General features: G+C 67.6%; 3 protein-coding genes (1 of these 3 only partly in view). All 3 read left to right on the top strand.

Annotated elements, in window-relative coordinates:
- Tightly spaced (at most 8 nt apart), the 3 genes in view from D7Y04_RS30480 to D7Y04_RS30490 form a layout consistent with a single transcriptional unit that may run on beyond the window.
- Positions 1-6,176 carry the 3' end of an Ig-like domain-containing protein gene (locus D7Y04_RS30480; RefSeq protein ID WP_121761568.1) on the top strand. 25,105 nt of this gene lie to the left of the window's left edge, so 6,176 of the gene's 31,281 nt are visible here — the last part of the coding sequence; the start codon falls outside the window, past its left edge; it ends in the stop codon at positions 6,174-6,176.
- Positions 6,173-7,018, top strand: a complete 846-nt coding sequence (locus D7Y04_RS30485) for a peptidylprolyl isomerase (protein WP_121761569.1) — start codon at positions 6,173-6,175, stop codon at positions 7,016-7,018. The genes D7Y04_RS30480 and D7Y04_RS30485 overlap by 4 nt, the downstream gene beginning before the upstream one ends.
- Before the next feature lie 8 nt (positions 7,019-7,026).
- Positions 7,027-21,030 carry an RHS repeat-associated core domain-containing protein gene (locus D7Y04_RS30490; protein ID WP_121761570.1) on the top strand — a complete coding sequence of 4,668 codons (14,004 nt, stop codon included), beginning with the start codon at positions 7,027-7,029 and terminating at the stop codon, positions 21,028-21,030.
- Positions 21,031-21,337: the final 307 nt, after the last annotated feature.

The raw sequence follows: 21,337 nt of genomic DNA on the forward strand, positions 1-21,337 counted from the left end.
AGCCGTACGTTGCTTCGCTGTTGATGCCGCAGGTGACGGGCAGCACACAGGTCACGGTTGAAGCGGTCGCCGTGGATGCCTCCGGTCGCGAGTCCGTGCCCCGCACGATGCAACTCACCGTGGTGGATGACACCACGCCTCCGACCGTGAAGATGGAGGTGGAGCCCACCGCGGGCCGCATCGCCGCGGGCAGTCCGCTGGTGTCGAAGGTGACGGCGGAGGACACGGCTGGGGTGGTGCGCATCCAGCAGGTCCTGAAGTTGAACGGGACCTCCGTCGCCACGGCGAGCGGCGTGCTCCGCTATGTCGTGCCGGAGTCGACGCCCGTGGACGCGGAGCTGAAGCTGGAGGTCTCCGTCACGGATCGCGCCGGACTCTCACCGTCGCTGACGCCGACGGTGTGGAAGGTCGTGGCACCCATCACGCCCCAGCAGGGCACGCTGTTCGCCCAGGGCTTCGAGGGGGCCGAACAGGTCGAGGTGCTCGAGGACCGTGTCTATGTCCGCACGGCCACGGGCTTCGCCGTGGGACAGCTGACGCGTGGGCCCGTGCCTTCGCTCACGCACCTGGGGAGCTTCACCTCCGCGTCCCGTCCCCTGTCCATGGCCATCCGGGGCAACCTGGTGCTCCTGGCCCATGGCGACCCGGGCCTGGACGTCGTGGATGTGTCCTCAGCCACGGCTCCGCGGGTCGTGAGCCATCTGTACCGCTCCTTCTCGCAGGTCTTCTCGTTCGGGAAGTGGGTGTGGGCCAACAAGGGAACGCTGCCCGCGGAGCTTCCGCAGTACATCGACCTCGACGAGCCTTCGCGGCCCGTCGTGACACCGGCCTACTATGGGTGGGGTTCGGGGACACTGCTCGCGGGTGGACGGGACGGATACCTGGCCCACGTTGCCAACAATCGCGTCCAGATGATCTTCCGGCTCTCCCGGTGGCCCGTAAACGTGTCGCTCGCATCCTTCCCCGTGCCCGTCGCGGAAGACATCATCGCCGCGGAGCGGGATGGCAACCGGCTCGTTGTCGCCACGGACAAGTTCCTGCGCATCCGCGAGTTCTGGGATGGAGGCGACTTCTCCGTCCCGCTCAGCGCGGCCCCGCGCGCGCTGCACGTTGCTGACGGGCTGGCCTATGTCCTGTGCGAGGACGGCTTCCTGCGGGTCATCGACGTTCGCGAGCCCATGACCGTGGCCATGCTGACCACCTCGGCCATGGAAGCCCTCGACCTGCAGGTTTCGGGTGAGGTGATGCTCTCCGCCAGCGCTTCGGGCGTCGAGTTGCGGCGTCTTCCGCAGCGGCAGGAGTCCGTGCAAACCGCTCCGTCCGCGACCTTCGCCGCGACCCCCGCCCCCCTGGGCCTGACGGCCTTCCACGAGGGCGTCCTCGTCGCGGCGGGCAGCGCGGGCGTCCGGCAGCTGGGGCTGTCGAAGCCTGGAATGCTGGAGTCCCTCAAGCACCTGCCCTGGTGGACCAACGCAACCCAGGTCGAGCACTCGGGGGGCTACACGTATGTCCTCTATGGGAACGCGCTCAATCGCGCCAACGACCGAGGCAATGGAAACGTCGAAACCGTGACGTCGGGGCTGAACCAGCTCGGTCAGCTGTCTCGCTTCAGCGTGTCCCCCGGACGTGCGTGGGGCCTCAATGGCCGGAAGGTCTCCAGCCTCGCGTTGCTTCCGGACACGGGCGCAGCGTCGCTCGACCTGGGCCTGGACGCGATGGATGTCTCTGGCGATGAGCGAAGGGCGGCGGTGGCGCTGGGGACCGCGGGCTGGACCCTGGTGGGCGTGGACGGCTCGGGCAGTCTGCGCCGCTGGGCGACGCACTCCGAGCTTCCCGTCCAGGCCCTGGCGCTGGATGACACACTGCTGGTCACGGGCAACACGGCGGGCCTGACGACCTGGCAGGTGACGAACGAGGGCGGCGTGTCGCGGAAGACGGTGCCCACCGCGGGCGCCGTGACCCGCGTCCGGCTCCATGGCCGCCTGGCCATCGTGAGCGAAGCCGCCAGCGGCGTGCAGCTCTTCGACCTGACGGATCCGGATGCACCGCGGCTCGTGCAGACAGTGCCGGCGGGGCGTGCGGACGATGCGGTGGTGATCGGGTCGGATCTCATCGTCGCGGACGCCTACCTGGGCGTGCGCCGCTTCCCGGTGGACTCCCTGCGGGCCGCGCCATCGGTGCGCATCGCGTTGCCGCTCCCCGGGACGGTGGTGGCCCCTGGCGCGGAATACCTGGTGATGACCGCGGCTTCCGGCTTCGGCCTGAACACCGCCGAGTTGCTGGTGGATGGCAAGCCGGTGGGCGTCCTGGATGACGTCGTGTCGCAGGCCATTCCGTGGGTTCCCGTAGGCAGCAGCACCGGGGCGGAGGTGTCGCTCCAGGTGCGAGTGCTTTCCTCCAACGGCGCCTTCGCGCTATCGGAGCCCGTGAGCATCCGGGTCGGAGCGGCGCCGGTTCCGCAGACTCCGTTGTCGATCGACTTCATCAACGTCTACGGGACGGCCTACACGTCCGGCTCGTACGCGACGGTGAGCGTGAGGGGGCTGGGCGCGGTTGCTCCAGCACGCATCCGCTTGACGCTGGCAGGCAAGATCGTTGGCGAATCCGTGACGGACGCGGAGAGCGCGTACGAGACGTTCTCCGTGCGGATGCCCGTGACGCAGACGCAGCTGACGGAGGTGCTGCGCGCGGAGCTCTTGGACGGCGCGGGTCGCTCACCGCCACCCGCCCAGATGACGTTGACCATCACTCCGGCGCCGATGATCACGACGAAGCCTGCGGGGCTGCCCACGGAGCTTCGGGCGCTGCCGTTCGAGAACGTCATCCAGAGTGCCAACTTCTACTGGGGCGGTGGGCCCTACACCCTGGAGTTGCTGGTGGACGGCGTCGCCGTCGCGTCGGCCGAGCGCCTGGCGCCGAATAACTATCCGCTGAGCGTGCGCCACGTGCTGCGCATTCCGCAGTCCCGTCTGGGACAGAAGGTGTCGCTGACCCTCCGTGCCCGCGACCCGCTGGGGCGCACCTCCGGCGATACGGTGGAATACACCGTCAAGCCCGCCAACGAGCCGCCCTCGGTTTCGTTCGTCTCCGTGCCCGCTACGGCGCGTTCTGGCGACAACGTCCAGGTGACCGTGAAGGGGACTGATCCGAATGGGGCAAGCGACATCGCCTCGTTGCGGCTGCTGGCGAACGGCGAGCAGGTCGCCGCGACGGCGTCAGACACGCTGAACGCGAACTTCGTGCTGCCGGCCGCCGGACCTTCCAACGTGGTGACCCTGACCGCGCTGGTCCGGGACCACTCCGGCAGTGAAGTTCCCGCCACCGCGACCATCCAGGCCCTGCCCAACCAGGCGCCTGTGGTGACCCTCGACCCGGTGCCGGGGCCGCTCTACGAGGGCTACAGCCAGAAGTTCTGCATGTCGGTCGTGGACACTTCGCCGCTGACACGCGTGGAGCTCCGGTTGAATGGCGAGCTGCTGAATGAGTCGGTGAATTGCGAAACGCAGCAGTGCAAGTCGCTCTGCGCGACGGTTCCGCTTCCTGCTTCCTCGGCGGTCGTCTCCGCCCTGGCGGTGGATGCGCTGGGGGCAACCGACTCCAAGACGGACACCCATCCCGTGGGAGCCAATCTCCCGCCTCGCGTCACCCTGACCACCAGCTACCTGGTGGCCGGCCGTGAAATGAAACTCACCGGCGTGGTGGAGGATGAACTGCCCCCTGTGAATTGGGCGCGGTTCTGGGTGGACGAAGATCTGTACAGCCTGGACACCTCCTCGAGCAGCTCCAGGGAAGTGCCTGTCTGGTTTGACTCCGAGGGGACCGTCGAGGTCACGCTGGATGCATTGGATCGCTCGGGACTCCTGGGCTGGGATGCGAAGACCCTGCGGGTGCTCCCGGAGGGCTCTGGCAACACCTGTGCGCTTCCCGTGCCCGCCGAGCTTCCGCTGACCTATCTGGAGCCCTCTCCGGTGTCCGGCGGTCCCTGGTGTAACTTGTCGGCGAACAACCGGGGGACCTGGGTTGCGCTGCCCTTCGACGGACCGGTGAAACGGCTCACCTTCGAAACCCCAACGTCGGCGGTTGTCATCGCAGCCTGCGACGCGAATACGCCGTCGTGTGAGACCGGGGTCCAGACGGTAAAGAACCTGACCGCCGACGCACGCATCTTCGTTCAGCATCCCTCGGGGACAGTGGGCCACTCGACCCTCAAGTTCCTCAGCGCGGAACTGGGACAGAATGCGAAGTGCGATCCGGCGTCCACGGACTTCGTCTGTGCCACTGGAACCTGTGAGCCGGATGGCCAGGGCAACCATCGTTGCAAGCTGCCGGCCTGCATGGACGGCGAGGACAACGACGTTCCGGCTGACGGAAAGGTCGACTACCCGTTCGACCCGGGCTGTGAATCCCCGGAGGACACTTCCGAGGATGACCTCATCCCGGCGCCCGCCTGTTCGAACGACAGTGATGACGACGGTGATGGGCTCGAGGACTTCCCCAATGACCCTGCCTGCGGCGCGGCGTCTGGAACCCAGGAGGTGCCGGGAGATGGTGAGAGCTGCGTGGCTCCGGCGGTCATCACGTCGGCCGTGACATCCGTGGCATTGACGAACGCGTCGACGAACTTCGAGTCGAGCTGTTCTGAACCCGCTCCCGACCGGGTGTTCGGCTTCCACCTGCCTGGGGATGGAGACTTCGAAGCAAGTGCGGAGTTCGCCAACCTGGCCCTGCGTTCGGGGTGCTTCAGCGACACCTCGGAGTTGCAGTGTGACACGAGCTACTACAACTCCGGATGGGAGGAGTGGGTGGCCAGCACGGTCTCGGAGTCATTGGACAAGGGGACCTATTTCCTCGTGGTCAGTGGCTCGACTGACGCCCAGCTCCACGTCAAGGCCACCCTCAACGAGGACACCACGTGTGATCCGCTTCAGCCGTGGTTCGCTTGTCGTTCCGGAACACTCTGTCTGCCCACTGGCACGGAGATGACGTGCCGCAGGCCTGCCTGTAGCGATAACGAGAACAGCGACGGCACCGAAGACGACCTGGTGGACTACCCGTACGACCCGGGCTGCACGTCTCTCCAGGACGATGACGAAACCGATCCTCCCACGCAGCCTCAGTGCTCCAACGGCATCAATGACGATGGGGTGAATGGCAAGGATTGGCCGGAAGACCCGGGCTGTGGATCTCCGTCGGGGATGGTGGAAGGGGGCGGTGACGGTGAGAGCTGCGCCGCGCCCGAAGTCGTGACCGCGGAGTTCACCTCGGTTGCGCTGGTAGGCGCGACCCGGGATGAGCAGTTGCGCTGCGGGCCTCCCGCGCCGGACCGCGTGTTCGGCGTGCGGATGCCGGGCGCCGGGTACGTCTACGTCGACGCTCCGTCCGCCACCGTGGCCTTGCGCAAGGGGGCCTGTGGTTCCATCGAAGATGCCTGCAAGGCGCCGGTGGAGACGCTTGGCATGGCGTTCAGGAGCGAGGCGCCAGACGGCGGCGTGTGGACGGATGGACCTCCAGATGGGGGCATGACCGACGGCGGAACGGCGGACGTGGTGGGGCTGTCGGGAGGCATCCCTGGCGGAGTCGTCTCACCCGTGGGGACCCGGAGCCAATTGCTGCCGGATGGCGGGGTTCCGATCACGAATCGCATCCAGGTCAGCGCGACGCAGTCTGCCTTCATCATCATCAGCGGAACCCAGGACACGACGATGCGTGTCTACGGCACCCTGTCGAGTAATCAGCCCTGCGATCCCGGCCGCCCGTGGTTCATTTGCAACGACGTGCAGATGTGCGCGCCCGAAGGCTCGGGTCATCGCTGCGTGAACCGGACGCCGGCGTTGAGAGGAAATGGTCACGAGAGAGAGGCCTCCCCGGCGAAGCAGGGGACTGAGGAAGAGGACTCACGGACGGTGCGGCCGGAGAAACCCGCGCCTGCCCCTGAACCGGCCGAGGGAGACAGGGAAGCCTCCCTGGCGCCCCCCTCCAGCACCTTGCTGGCCTCCGTCGTGCTTGGGGCTGGAACGAATTCTCACTCCTGGTGGGGCTGGGAGTCCGGTGGTGCCTGGCGTGCCATGATGGCGCCGGTCGGCGGTGGGGCCGCTGACCGGATGGATGTCTGGAGTTGCGGTAACGGTGACTGCGTGGGCGCTTCCGTCCGCCGGTCCTCTGGAGGCGGACAGTGAAGCGGGGGCTGGTCTGGGGAGTGCTGGTGCTGGCGGCGTGTGGGTTGGGAGCGTGCAAGTCGCGGGATGAAGTCGCGCGGGTGGGGGACACGTCGGTGTCGCGCGCGGACGTCGCGTTGCGGCAGCAGGAGGGCGGCACGCCAGAGGTGGCGCTGGACGCGGTGGTGGAGCGCACGCTCCTGGCCGAAGCCGCCCGGCGTGACAAGCTGCTCGAGGACCCGGTCATCGCGGCCCGGGTGGAGGCGGCCCGCCGCGAGGTGCTCGCCAGTGCCTACGCGGAGTCCGTGGGCGCGAAGGCGTCCACCGAGGAGGCCCTTCGCCAGCGCTACGCGGCCCGCAAGGACGCCCTGACCCGGCGCGAGGTGCACGTGGCCCACATCGTGGTCTACGTGCAGCCCCAGGCCACCGAGCAGCAGCGCGTGGCGGCCCAGGCGCGCATCAACGCCGCCTATGCGCGCGTGGTGAGCGGTGAGGACTTCGCCCTGGTGGCGAAGGAAGTGTCGGAGGACCCGGCCACCGGCGCCCGCGGCGGAGACCTGGGCGCCCTGCGCGAGGGCCAGGTGGATTCACGCTTCTTCGACGCGGTGGCGGACCTGAAGCCAGGCGCGCCCTCCGCCCCGTTCGCCACGGCGTTCGGGCTGCATGTGGCGAAGGCGCTGGAAGCTCCGCGCACGGTGACGCCCTCCTTCGAGGAGGTGCGGGGCGTGCTCGCGGCGCAGGCTCGTCACGATGCCGTGCAGGAACGGATGGAACAGCTTCGCAAGGACATCCCCGTGAAGCGCTACCCGGAGCGGTTGTCCACCGCCGGGGCGCCCACGCGGGCCGAAGGGGAGTCGCGATGAGCGGGGGGATGCGAGGCGTCTGGCTCTGGGGAGCCCTGGCGCTGACGGTGGTGGTGGGTTGCGGCAAGAAGCAGGAGACGCCAGCGGCCCCGGCGACGCCCTCGGGCGCCGTCGCCCACGCCCGGGCCCCCCTGTCCCCGGGCCTCGTCCAGGCCTGCGCGCCGGTGGAGCCGGTCACGACGAACACCTCGTGGCGGGGCGGCACCCTGGTGGTCGCGGGTGGCGCGCAGGGCAGCGCGCAGATTCCCGGCTCCGAGGCGGAGCAGGCGCTGGTCGTCGTCCAGAACGGCGACGGCAGGGGCCAGAACGCGGTGCAGACGGCGCAGGTCTCGCTCAATGGCGCTGGCGTGCTCACGCTCGCTCCGGGCACCCCCGTCGCGGTGCGCCGCGTGGTGCTGTCTTCGCCCAACCTCCTGGAGGTGTCCGCCACCGGCGGTGGTGAGGTCCGCGCGTCGGTCGCGGCCCTGACCAACCTGCCTTGCGGGATGGTGAACGTGGTGGCGGAGGTGGGCAGCCCTCCGGCGGAGGAACCCTCGTTCAGTCGCAAGGGCGTGGACACGCTGGCGATCCTGATGGTGGACCTCACGGGCGAGGACACCACGGCGGAGGTCCTGCTCAACGGCGTGGACATGCTCGCGAACGTTCCCGCCGCTGAACGGCGGACGTTCGCCGCGCTCGTCCCCCTGATGGAGCTGGGAAACTCCCTGAAGGTGACGGCGCAGGGCAGCAGCGGTGGGACCGCGCGAGTCGCGCTGTTCGACGCGGACGCCATTCCTCCCTCGTTGACGCTGAGTGAGCCGGAGCCCGGTTCGTACTTCACGACGTCGCCGGTGTACTTCTCCGGCAAGTTCGGCGTGGACACGAAGGGGGTCCTCATCAATGGCCAGGCGGCGGCGCTCGTCGGCCATGATGGTTTCCATACCGCGGTCCCCCTCGAGGAGGGCATCAACGCCATCACCACGGTGATCGCGGACAGCTGCGGGAACACCGCCCGTCAGTGCATCCCCGTGGTGCTGGACAGCGCGACTCCCGTGATCGCGATCACCGGTGTCACCGAAGGGCTCGTGACCGGGGACCCGGTGACGCCAACGTTCAGCGTGACCGGAGGCGACGCTCCCGTGGTCGTCAGCGCGACCTTGAACGGCGCGGGTTTCCAGAGTGGAACCGAGGTTTCCCTCCACGGGGATTACGAACTGCGCATCAGGGCGGAGGACGCCCAGGGTCGCGTCGCCATTCAGAGGCTCCACTTCGCCGTCCTGACCGAGCCGCCCAACGTCGTCGTCACCGGCGTGGCGGACGGGCAGGTGTATCCCGGACCGGTGAGCCTCTCCGTGGCGGTCACGAGCCCTCACGTGGACCTGTTCCAGGTCACCTTGAACAATGAGCCCTTCACCAATGGCGTGGTTTCGGCGCCTGGCGACTACACGCTGTCCATCCTCGCCCGTGACTCCCTCTACCATTACACCGTCCAGCTGATCCGCTTCGCCATCGACCCGCCTCCGGTGCTGACCCTGGTGTCGCCGCTGGCGGACGCCGTGACGAATCAGAGCCAGGTCGAACTGGTCGTCCATGCCACGGACAACGGTCCGGTGACGGCCGTGAAGTTGGGGGAGACGTCCTTCGTGCGCGGCGAGGACGGCAACCACCGCCTCACCGTGCCGCTGTCGGAGAACAGCAACGTCCTGCAGGTGGTGGCCTACGACGAGAGGGGCAGCAGCACCACGCTCACGGTGCATCTCGTGCGGGACACCGTGGATCCCACCCTCGACGTGACCAGCCCGGCGGACCACGCCATCGTCAGTGCGGAAGCGATCACGGTCTCCGGAACGGTGCAGGACGCCACCCCTGTGACGTTGACGGTGAACAGCCAGGCGGTGACGCCGGATGCGCAGGGGGCGTTCTCCACGCAGGTCTCCCTCGCGAACGGCATCAACACGGTGACTGTCACCGCGACGGACGCCGCGGGGAACTTCAAGTCCATCTCGCGCACGGTGACGCGCTCCTCGGCGCTGCCCACGCTCGTCGTGACGGATCCTCCGGATGGCTACGTCTTCACCGCGAGCAGCGTCACGGTCCGCGGCGAAGCCTCTGCTCCGAACCCCTCCGACACGCCGGTGGTGACGGTGAACGGCGAGACGGTGGTGGTCCACGAGGATGGAACGTTCGCTCATGTGCTGTCGGTGCCGGTGGGCGATCAGACCGTCGTCGTCCGGGCCACGGCGCCGGATGGCGCCAGCGTGGAGCGCACGCTCCTGCTGCACCGGCGGTCCACGGGGAGCGACGCCGGTGTTCCCCCCGGACAGGACGCGGGAACGCAGCCCTCCCAGGATGGCGGCGCGCAGGGGCCGCAGGACGGCGGGACGGCGCCGGGCGACGCGGGCATCCCCTTTGAACTGGACGCAGGCGCTCCAGAGCCCCAGCCGGCTCCCACGCTGGTGGTGACGTCGCCGGACGATGGCGCGGTGCTGGGCGGCGCGCGCTTCGCGGTGTCGGGCCAGGTGGAGGGCGGCGAGCTTCCCCTCCAGGTCACGGTGAACGGCTTCGCCGCGGCTGTGACGGGGCGGTACTTCAATGCCTCGCTGGGGCTGCTGGAAGGGCCCCAGACGGTGACCGTCGCGGTGACGGACTCGCGGGGCCGCGTGGCCTCCGCGGTGCGTCAGGTGTCCGTTGACCGGACCATGCCGTCGCTCTCCATCCAGGCGCCTTCAACCAACCCGGCCACGGTGACCCAGAGTCCCTTCCTGCTGAAGGGAACGGCCGGTGACACGAACCTGGCCCGGGTGACGGTGGACGGCGCGCCGGTGACGATCATCGCCGGAAGCTTCGCGTGGCCTGTGTCCCTGCACGCGGGGTCGAACACGGTTGAAATCGTGGCGGAGGACCTCGCGGGCAACCGCAGGGTGCGTACGCAAGTGCTGAACATCGCCAGCGTGCCGCCGCAGGTGACGGTGCTCTCTCCGGCGGATGGCACGGAGGCGGCGTCGGATGAGATCGACGTGCGCGTGCAGGTGAGCGGCGGGACGGCGCCCGTGACGGTGTCCATTGGCTCGCTCACCGCCACGAAGGAGTCCGAGGGGCTCTACACGCAGAAGGTGACGCTGGCCCTGGGGGCGAACACCATCGAGGTGCGCGCGACGGACGCCAACGGCCTTACGGGCGCCGCGAGCGTCGGCGTCCGTTACCGCGACGTGGAGAACGAACCGCTGGCGGTGACGGGCGTCTCGCCTGCTTCGGGAACCCCGGGGGTGGAGACGGATGCGCTCGTGAGCGTGTCCTTCAACAAGCCCGTGGACGCGGCCACGGTCGCCAGCCACTTCGAGGTGCGCGCCCGGGGCTCGAAGCTGGAGGGCGGGTACTCGGTGGCGCCCGGTGGCCAGACGGTGACCTTCGTCGCGCGGGAAGCCCTGCCGGCGGGGGAGCGCGTCCAGGTCCGCGTCCAGGGCGCGGAGGCCTCGCAGGGACCGGATCAATCCTCGGCGTTCGCCAGTGAGTTCACCGTCCGCCGTCCGCTGACGGTGGTGCGTGGCGTGGTGCTGGACGAGCGGCAGTTCCCCCTCTCCGGCGTGAAGGTGGAGGTGGAGGGCCAGTCGGGGAAGTCCACGCGCACGGGGCCGGATGGCAACTGGGCGCTGATTGGCGTGAGCGGTGGTCAGCAGGTGGTGATGCGCTACGAGGGCGGGGCCACGTCGGATGGCCGGTCCCTGCCCACGGTTCGCCGGCAGCTCTTTGTGACGGCCGAGCAGGAGACGCAGGACCGGCCGCTGATGCTCTTCCCGGTGGATGGCGCATCCGCGCAGCCGGTGAGCGGCGTGACCGGAGGAACGCTGACCTTCAACGGCGCGCAGGACGCGCTGCGCATGGTCGTCTCCGCTGCCGGCCTCTCCTTCGCGGGAGGCTCGACGGAGGGCATCCTCACGGTGACGGAGTTGCCGCCGCACGGCCGGCCCGTGCCCATGGAGGACCGCGCGGGAGTCGCGGCCCTGTGGCAGCTGGGGCCCGAGCGCGTGCAGTTCCTCAAGCCGGTGACGCTGACCCTGCCCAACCGGACGAAGGTCGCGGATGGGCGCATGGTGGTGCTCGTCGCGTTCGACGAGCGGCGCCTGGCGCTCAAGCGCGTGGGGTTCGCCCATGCGGTGAGCGAGACGGCCATCGAGTCGGACGGGCCGGTGGCTTCGGCGTCGTTCGAATACTTCGGCTACATGGAGATCACCCCCGCGCAGCAGTCCCAGGTGGAGGCCGCGCTGGCCCAGGCGGGGAGCTCGACGGGGAGTGGCACGCCGGGTGGGAGCACGACCGGCGGCGCGACGGATGGCGGCCTGGGCCTGCGGCTTCCGTCGCGGGAGCGGCCCTCGCTCTGGCGGGAGGTGGCCAGCTACATCCTGTCCACGGCGCATGCCCAGGGACTGCTGAGCATCGTGCCGCTGGGCCTGAGCGCGATGGATTCCTTCCCGGGAGGCACGGCTCACGCCCTGGGTGTGGTGCGCGCGCCGGCCGAGGACGAGACGCGCCTGGACCTTCAGGCGCCCGCGGAAAACACGCTGGGCACGACGGTGGAGGTGGACCTGCCGTACACGCAGGGCATTGGCTTCGTCGCCCGCTATGAAGCGAACAGCGCCCTTGCGGCCCCGGGCGGCGAAACGGTCACCGCGTTCCTGACGGGCGTTTCCCCGGACGGCACGTCGCTGGCACCGGGCGCGGGCGAGAACTGGACGGTCGAGCACGCCAACGAGGCGACGCTGACCACGTCGGTGACGCTGGCGCCCGGCACGACGACGCTCGTCCTGGCCGGAGCGACCCGGTTCGACACCCGGGCCATCGAATTGAAGGCCACGCTGACTCCGCTGCCGGTGGATGGCGGCGTGCCGAAGCGCGCGACCCTGCTCTTGCAGCGCTCGGAGGTGAGCTCCGAGGGCGAGGAGGATCCGCTGCATGGCGCGGCGCGCTTCAAGGGCGTTCGCGTGGACATCACCAGCTCTGTCGACACCGCCGCGATGACGGGCGAGTCCGGCAGGTACAGCACGCTCGTGCAGGTGCCCGCGCCCAACACGCAGAGCATCGCCTGCGCGGACATCCCCCTGGGGCCCCGGTTCGTGGCGCGGCTGGACGCGGAGGGCAACACGCGCTTCGACAGCGTGGACAGCTCGTTCTCCTCGTGCTCGCCCATGTTCTGGCTGTATCCGGGCGCGACGACCCGCGCGGACGTGCTGGTGGACGTGCGGCTGCTGCACGGCGCCATCACCTTCAAGCACAAGGATGGACAGTCGCTGCCAGCGGTCTGCCCGGACGTATTGCAGACGCAGCGCGACCCGCTGACGGGAGAGGTGCGTCAACTCTCCGAAGCGGACGTCGCCACGACCGAGGTCCATTTCTTCCGCGAAGGAGACCTGGAGCACCCGCTGGCGCGCTACGCGGTGACGCGGCCGTCGGTCCGGGAGTGCCCGGATGCCGCGAATCCTCCGCGCGCCTCCCAGGGGCAGTACTCCCGGCTTCGGTTGGGGCCGACGAACAACGTCTCCCGGGCCACGCGGACCCGGTGCGAGCAGCTGCTGAGGGAAGGGGCGAAGACGGTCGAGGAGCGCCTGTTCCTGAAGAACGAGTGCACCGACAGCAACAGCGCCTTCCTCCGGTTGTCGTCTGGGGATCGGCTGGTGGTCTTCGCCATCAATCACGCCACGGGCTACTCCGGCATGGCGACGGTGACGGTGCCGGAGATCAACCGCAATGCCCGGGTGAACGGGAAGTGCGCGGCGGACGCGAACGGTCCGCTGCAGATCCAGGAGGGCGACAAGACCTTCGCCATCTCCCATTGCACGCAGCAGGAGCTGGGCATCCCGGGCGACGTGGACCTGTACCCGCCGGAGATTGACGTCCGGGTGCAGCGGCAGGCCCAGGATGACGGCGTGGCGCAGGCGGCGAAGAAGCACCTCATCCGCACGGGCGGCGCCGGCACGACGCGCGACGACTACGTGCAGGTGGTGACCCGTTGGCGGGTGCGCCGGCAGCGGCAACTGGCCGCGGAGCCGGGGACCGGCGCGACCGATGGCGGCGTTGCCCAGGGAGATTGCGTGCGGGGCCTCCACGCGGATGGCGGCTCGTGCGCTCCGGGGCTGTTGACGGACGACGCCGCGGACGCGGGTGTCCCGTTGGAGATGTTCTGCTCGGAGCTGCCGCCGGGGGCCCCGGCCCTCCAGGTCGCCTCGTGCCTCCAGGATGACCAGGAGCTGACGGACGTACCCACGGGCGTGCCGCCGCTGGCCGGGCAGATCATCCGGGTGACCGGCAGCGCGGTGGAGCAGCCCGCGGTGACGACGTTCGCGGTGGCGCCGGGCCAGCACACGGTGCACGTGGACGCGGCGATGCGGCGGCTCAACGCGGATGGCAAGACGGAGACCGTCAACAGCCTGCTGACCGCGAACTACTACCTGCATGTCGTGGGCAGCCGGTTGCTCGAGCGCGACCAGGATGGCGACGGCTGGGTGAGCCGTGCCGAGGACGTGGCGAAGCCGCCGCACTTCGAGGAGCCCAATCCGCGAGGAGTGAACCCGCCGGGCCTGCCCGCGCAGGCCATCGTGCTGAAGAACGTCTTCAAGCGCTACGACGCGAAGGGTGTGCTCTCCGACCAGTACGACGTGGCGCGTGAGCACGAGTTCCGCATCCTCGACCTGAAGCCGACGAAGCTGGAGGCCACGGGTGACGGCACCACGCGCGACCTGATGGACCCGCCGACGGGGACCGAACCGGCGGCGGAGGAGCGGGACCTGGCGTACGACTTCCTGGCACAGCTGCTGGCGCCCGCGGACCCGGGGCGTGCGGGCACGCTCAGCGGGGACTACCGGGTGCGCCTGGGCAGTGATGCGTTCGGCATCGACTGCCCGCTGAAGGTGAACGCGCAGGCGCACACGCTCGTGGCGAACTGCGGCGGCGAATACATCGCCGAAGTTCTCAGCGCGAGCGACATCCTCTACCTGGAGCTGTACCTCAGCGGGAACGCGGAGAACGTCCTCTACCGGTTCAACCTGTTCGGGCTCGCGTCGCGCAAGGACGTGCTGGCGGCGTCGACGGAGCACCTGGCGGAAGCCGCCGTGATGAAGGACGCCACGGATGGCACGGCGGCCATCGGCCGTCAGGTGGGCCGCCCGGCGATGAGCACCTTCTTCGTGGAGCCGGACCAGCTTGGCGCCGGAGTGGTGAAGCTGTGCCTGTCGAAGGAGTGTGAGTCGTCGAACGGGAACCTCCTCAAGGAGGCGCTGCTCTCCGTCGGGCCGGACGGGAAGCTCGTGGTGACGGACACGAAGCGGGGCCGCGTGCGCGAGCAGTTGCAGTTGTTGCCGCAGCCCTCCGCGACAGGGGCACGGCGCTTCCAGCTCGCATTGCCCTCGGACCTGTCGAGCATGCCGGGCAATACGCTGGTGGCCAAGACGGTGTACGCGGTGACGGAGTCCGCGGCGTTGCTCGCGGCGGGCCAGCGCTCGGTGACGGCGCTGGGCAAGCCGGAAGGCACCTACAACGCGGCGAATGCGCGGGCGGTGGGGCAATCGTCGGTGTCAGGCATCAGCTCGTCGGATGGGCACCTGTCCTTCTCGCACGAGGACTTCTCCGTGCCCTTCCTGGGCGGGGCGTTCGGGTTCTCGCGGACGTACAACAACCAGGACAACGAATACGCGCCGCTGGGCATTGGCTGGCATCACAACTTCGAGGGCTTCGTCCGCGAAGAGCGCTTCGGCCGCTACGTGGCGGTGGTGAACGGCCAGGCCTACAGCTTCCCGGGCTGCACGACGCCGCCCGAGGAGGACAGCAATCAGCGGGGCAACGCGAGCGACTGCACGACGGACAACACGCACGGCTTCAAGCTCTCCGTGACGGCGCCGGTGAACATGTCCGGAGGCGACGTGGTTACCCTCACGACGCCCCGGGGCGAGAAGTTCGAGTTCAACCGGCGGGCGATGGGGGCCGCGGACGAAGGCAAGCGCCGCTGGCTGCTCACGCGCTTCGGTGATTCGCACGCCCGGGATGACGACAAGGGCTGGACGAAGGTTGCTTACCTGCCGTCGTCGGACCTGGTGACGTCTGTCACGCGGAAGGGTGAAACGGTACAGGTAGAACTGGCCTTCGGCTACGAAGCCGTGGACCTGCAGGCGCCGGGCGTGTCGCCCCTGTTGCGGCTGGCGGTGCGCAGCCAGGGCTTCCAGTGGCTGAAGTCGGTGACGCTGACCGGGGGCGAGGGAGGCACCTACACGTCGACGTTCACGCGCGATGGCGTGGGCAACCTCACGCGCGTGGTGCGCACGCCGGGAGTGCCGTTCCTCATCTACGCCTATGAATACGAGCCCGTGCCCCAGACGTTGGGCGCCACGGCCCGCTTCGCGGCGCTGAATGAGTTGTCGGTGGCGCGCAGGATTCACGGAGCCGCCGAGGAGGCGGTGGGCCCGGTGCAGTACGCGGCCCGGTACTTCCGACAGTCGCCCGGTGTGCCGCACCCGCACGTCTCGAAGCAGGAAGTGGTGTCGGCGGTACAGGAAACCGGGATGGCCGGGACGCTGTCGATGTCCTACGGCGACAAGGGCAAACGCACCATCACGCGGCCGGATGAGGTGCAGGTGCAACTGCAACTCAACACGTCCAACAACCTGTCCAGCAGCCAGACCCCGCTGGCGCTGACGAAGCAGCAGTGGCCGAGCGATACGAAGGGCCAGCCCGTGGTGGTGGACCGGGCGGAGTCACCCACCGGGCGGGTGATGAACATGACGTCCAACACGAGTCTGCAATTGACGGACACGGTGTTGACGAAGGGACCGGAGGGTAGTCTGCCCGTGGCCGGCCTGGGCGAAGACCGGAAGCTCGTGCACTACGACCTGGATCCCCGGTTCGGGCTGCCGACGACGTCGACGGTGAAGGTGGGAGAGGGCTCCGCGACCATCTCCAGTCCCCGCAACGCAGTGGGCGACCTGCTGGGCGTGACGTTGGCGAACAGCGAGGGCACGAAGCCTGTGTTCCAGGCGCAGGAGTACGATCCGGACGGCCTGCTCAAGAGCTTCACGGATGCGCAGGGCCGGACGGTGAGCAACCAGGATTTCAATGGCCTGGGACAGGCGAAGCAGACCGTGGCGTCGCTGGTGGGGGCCACGGGGCTGGGCACCCTGACACGGACGTTGCGGTTCGACCCCTACGGCCGGGTGTTGCGCTCCGAGGAGGCGGAGACAGGCGTCTACGAAGCGTGGACGTATGACGGACTGGGCCGGGTGCTCACCCTGGAGCGCTCCGGTACGCCCAAGGAGAACTGGACGTACACGTACACGGAGACGGAGTCGCCGGAAGGCAAGCTGGTCCTGGCCGTGACGGAGACGCTGGCGCAGGCGGATCCCCAGAACGGTGGCACGACGTCCGCTCAACAGCGGGTGTCGACGTACGAGGATGGCCTGTTGATGAGCGAGTCCGTGCGTGTGGGCGACCCGGCGCGGATCGCGACGACGACCTACGCGTATGACAATGGCCGTCTGAAGAGCACCACGGACGCGACGGGCCGGGTGCGGCTCAACGAGTACGACCTGGCGGGCCGGCTGGAGCGCATCAAGGTCAATGGCATCACGGAGGTGGAATACCAGTTGAACGCGGAAGGGCGTCCCCTGGCCATCTGGGATGCGCTGAAGCGTCAGACGACGATTCAGTACGACGAGGCGGGCCGCGCCGTGTCGTGGGACTACGGGGATGGCGACACGGAATCCGTGATGCTGGACCCGCAGGGCAATCCCGTGCGCCGGGTGCTGGGCAGCGCCGGGAAGCACGCGTTGGTGCTGACGCAGCTGGACGCGATGGGCCGGCCGCGGAAGACGGACAGCGAGCGGGCGAATGGCGCGGTGCACGAGGTGCGCCTGTATGACGAGGCCGGCCGGCCGAAGCGCGTCGAGGACGCGGAGCTGGGGCTCGTGGAGGAGATGGAGTACTCGGACGTGCTGGGCCGGCTGACCCGCATGACTCGCACGATGCAAACCTCCGCTTTCCGGACGCGGACGCTCGTGGAGACGCGGACGTACGACGACGCGCAGCACCTGGTGACGGTGACGCGCACCATCGACACGGAGAATGGGCCGCGCACGGAGACCCAGACGCAACTGATGGACACCGCGGGCCGGCTGCTGGAGCTCCGTCGCCAGGTGGACGGGCAGCTGGCGGTGGATGTGTATCGCTACACGGAGCGCGGCGACGTGTATTTGCACACGTCGCCAGAGAACGAGGTGACGCGCAGTACCTATGACGCCGCGGGCAACCTGCTGAAGGTGGAGGACCCGGGGCACTTCACCAAGACCTACGAGCGTGACAACGAGGGCCGGGTGGAAGTGGAGCGCGGGCCGCACCCGGGTTACCAGAGCACGCAGACGTACGACGGCCTTGGACGGCCCCTGACCCGCACGGTGGCGGCCTACGGGGCGACGCCGGCGATGCACTGGAGCTATAGCTACCTGCCTATCCCGCACGAGACAGTGGAGACGGCTGTCCTTGGCGCGGAGAAGGACATCGTCACGACACAGCGGCACAACGCGCGGGGCCGCTTGGTGAAGGAGACGGTGACAGGATTCCGTGTGAACCGCGAGCTGACGGTCGCGTGGGAGGGACCGTGGGAGAAGTCGCGGCAAGTGAAGGACGGCACGGACTGGACCGCGACCACGACCTACGACTCGCGGGACGACCGGGGCCGTGTGCTGGAGCAGGAGGAGTCGTGGTCCGGGGGCAGCGCGCCGTCCCAGTCGTACCAGTACGAGACGACGGCGGCCTGGGTGAAGCGCAAGGCGACGACGACGAGCGTGGACACCGCTGGCGGCAAGACCGACACGTGGACGTCCGAGACGGAAGTGGACTCGTTGGGCAACGTGGTGTCGCAGAAGCAGGGCGGGTACACGGATGTCTGGGATTATGACGCGGCGGGTGCGCTGACGAAGCAGCAGAAGGCAGGGCTGCTGGCGACGAGCTACACGTATGTGAATGGCCTGTTGAAGACCGAGGCCTTCGATACGGTTCCGACGATCTACTCCTACGACCGTGCAGGCCGGGTGACACTGCAGGAACACCCGGACGGGAGGCAGACGCATAACTTCTACGACTCCCGAGGTCTGAAATGGCGTACCAGGTACGGTCGGTCCACCAGCTGGGATACGACGGATTACACATACGACGCGAACGGCCAGCCCCTCACGGTGACGTACGGAGTTGGCGCACCGCCTCCTGAGACTCCCCAGACCTGGACCTATTCGCGAGGCGCGCGCGGGGAGTTGCTCGGAGCGCAGCCGCCGGGCCTGGGCTCGTTTGTGTATGCGTACGACGGGCTCCTGCGGCTGACCTCGGTGACGCCGCCTGCGGGGAGCCGCACAGCGGTCCAGACCTTCGACTATGACGCCCTGGGGCGTCAGCTCCTGAGGACGCGGGGGACGTCGACGTGGCTGACGACGTGGATCAACGGTGCCTCCACGCAGGTGGACGCGAATCAGGACACGGTGGTGACGCTGATGGACGGCCGAGGCCGTCCGGCCCGGGTGTCCTACCAGCCGGGCCCGTCGAGCGTCGCGAACACGCAGTTGACGGTGGTGGCGCTGGCGTACACGGCGGCGGACCAGCCGTGGCTCGTGGAGGAGACGCGGGGAACGCAGACGCTGGCCAATAACTATGAATATGACGCGCGGCGCCTGTTGAAAGAGCAGACGCGCGGCGAGGCTACCGTAGGCTTTACCTACACTGCTTCGGGTCAACGTTGGACCGTGACATCCCCTGCGGGGACGGTGACGTATGGGTATGACTCGCGTGGGCGGCTGGGGACGGCGACGGGCCCTGCAGGGGCGACGACATTCGAGTGGGATGTTGGAGGAGGCCGGCTGCTGTCTGTCATTGGCGGCGGGCTCGCGGAGCGGCGCTGCTACGACGACCGGGGGCGGCTTAGCGTGGTTCGGAATGCGACCACGGACGCAGTGTGTAATGAGGTGGGAGCCGCGACGGGGCTGAAGAGCCTCTTCAAATACACCTACGACGCCCGAGGCAACCGGACACACGAAGACTTCTGGGATGGATCAGGTGGACCGCCGAAGCAGACGGAGTACGGCTACGACGGAGCGGACCGGCTGACCGGCGTGAAATACGAAGACGGCCGGTCGGTGCTGTACAAGCTGGCTCAGGACGGGACACGGCTGGAGGAGAAGGAAACGGCCTCGGGTTACACCGGGTCCCTGACTCCGGCTGGCTTCGATGATGCAGTGGCCCAGCGTCACTGGAGCTACACGCACGATTCCCGTGGCGGCCTGGAATACATCCTCAACGAGCTGGAATCGGATCCGGCGCAGAAGCGCTTGGCGACGTACGTGACGGACCCTGTGGGCCGTGTGACGTCCGAACAGCGCGGAAATGGTCGCAAGGATTACGGCTGGGATGCGGCGGGACGTCTGACAAAGGTGACGGTCACTCCCGAAGAACCAGGAGAAGGCGGCAGCGTCACGACGCAATACCACTACGGCTGGGACGGCCTGCGCGTGGCTAGGACGACGGGTGCCCAGACGTCGACATACCTATGGGCTGGTGGCGCGCTAGTGGAGGAACGCTTGTCTGAACAGCCCGCGCTGCGCTACACGCAGGGCGGAGGCATGACGGTGGCGGTGGGCGCCGAACGGATTGCTCATGATGGTTTGGGCAGTGCGGTGGGGCGCTACACGGCGGGCGGCTCGGGTACCCAGCACCGGTATGACGCCTGGGGTAATTATCGCGGCGCCACGGCTCCTGCATCCACACAGGCCAGCCTCGGGTACACGGGGCACGCTTGGGACGTGGAATCAGGCCTTACATATGCTCAGCAGCGCTGGCTCGACACGGGAACAGGACGCTTCCTATCGGAAGACCCGATCGAAGCACGGTACTATTTGGATCGTCCCGTGGGTTTGCATTCATGGGGCTATGCTAATGGGAATCCCCTTGCGTACGTCGACCCTACCGGCATGTCTGGGGAGATTACTGAGGAAGCCAAGCCGTATGTTGGGAAATACTACCGGCCGGAATTGGAGGCCATGGATGACGACGCCCTTGTTGTTGCGTTGAAGAGGACGGCGGTTCATTACTCATGGAAAGATGGCGATAAGCTGCTGGGTGCTCTTCGTGGCGATCGGGAGAAATTGATCAATACGCTGTGCGCATATCTTCAGTGTAGGGATGGCGGGACGGATTGGTGGTTGCATCGGTTGTCTGAAGAGGCCGGGAGTGCGTCTGGTGCTGCGCACGACTACTTGTTTTCGCTTCCCGTTACTCGCGATGTGCTGGCTGTTGGAGACAAGATCTCTAGCGGCGTTGAGTCATTTAAGAATGATCTTGGTGAGACGGCTAAGTGGACGGCGATTGATGCTGTATCTTCAAAGAAGGCAAGTGGTACTGGTGATAAGTTTGCGAAGGCGTTTGGCGAGGCCGTAGAGCTTGAGACTCACCTTGCCATGGACTCGATTGAGGAATATGGCAAGGGGAAATTGTTTGAGGTTGCTGTTGGGGTTGGGGTTGGGGTTCTAGGGAAAGACGCAAAAGCCCTGGAGGGCGCCAGTCGGTCAGGAGTTGTGCCTGGCAGTCAGAAAGACAGGCTGGCACACGGCGGCTGGTTTGGTCGAAAGGATTTGCGGAAAAAACTGTATGATTGGAATATGCGGGTTGCCCGGTCTCAGTGGACGAATCACGGGAACAAGCATTTGAAGGCTAAGACCGTGGAGGATGCAATAAAGGCCAGTGCAGGCAAGGGGGCGCCCGGTCAGTATATTCCAAAGATTGACAATGAGAAATTGGAGCGAGAGGCGTTGAGGCTTGGTCAGGTGATTAAGGGGGATCCTAGTGACCCCGGTGGGACTGTTCATGTTTACCACCGGTTTGATGATTATGTGGGGTATGCTGACGGAAAGCCGACTCGATGGATTCGAGCGGAGATTACAGCTGGCGATATCATTCATGGGCATCCGCGTTCAGTGTCGGATGTCCGCATGGTGATTCGAGATGCGAAGGAGTGATGGGGATGCCTTTTTCGGATAGAATGGTGTTTAAGAGCCCGATGCCCACGCCGCCAAGGCAGCCTCTCCGGATTCCTGGGGGGTGGATGGTTGAGCATAATGAGCTTAGCCAGTTGGAGCCTGATGGGGCTGTTGATGACCATCAGTTTTGGCTTTGTTTTACCGAGGATCTTTTGCAGTTGCGTCATCCGCGGCATGGGTTGCTCCTGGATGTGGGGTGGTATCCGGACTCCAGTCCAGAGGGGGAGTTTCGTGCAGTCTTGCTTCGTGGTGAAGATTGGGCGAGTCCTGTGCTGGTTTGTGAGAC

The organism is Corallococcus sp. AB038B (assembly GCF_003668955.1).
Taxonomy (GTDB): Bacteria; Myxococcota; Myxococcia; order Myxococcales; family Myxococcaceae; genus Corallococcus; species Corallococcus exiguus.

Excerpts from the sequence above, each read along its gene's own strand:
- D7Y04_RS30490 (WP_121761570.1), top strand. The coding sequence starts at position 7,027 with ATGCGAGGCGTCTGGCTCTGGGGAGCCCTGGCGCTGACGGTGGTGGTG.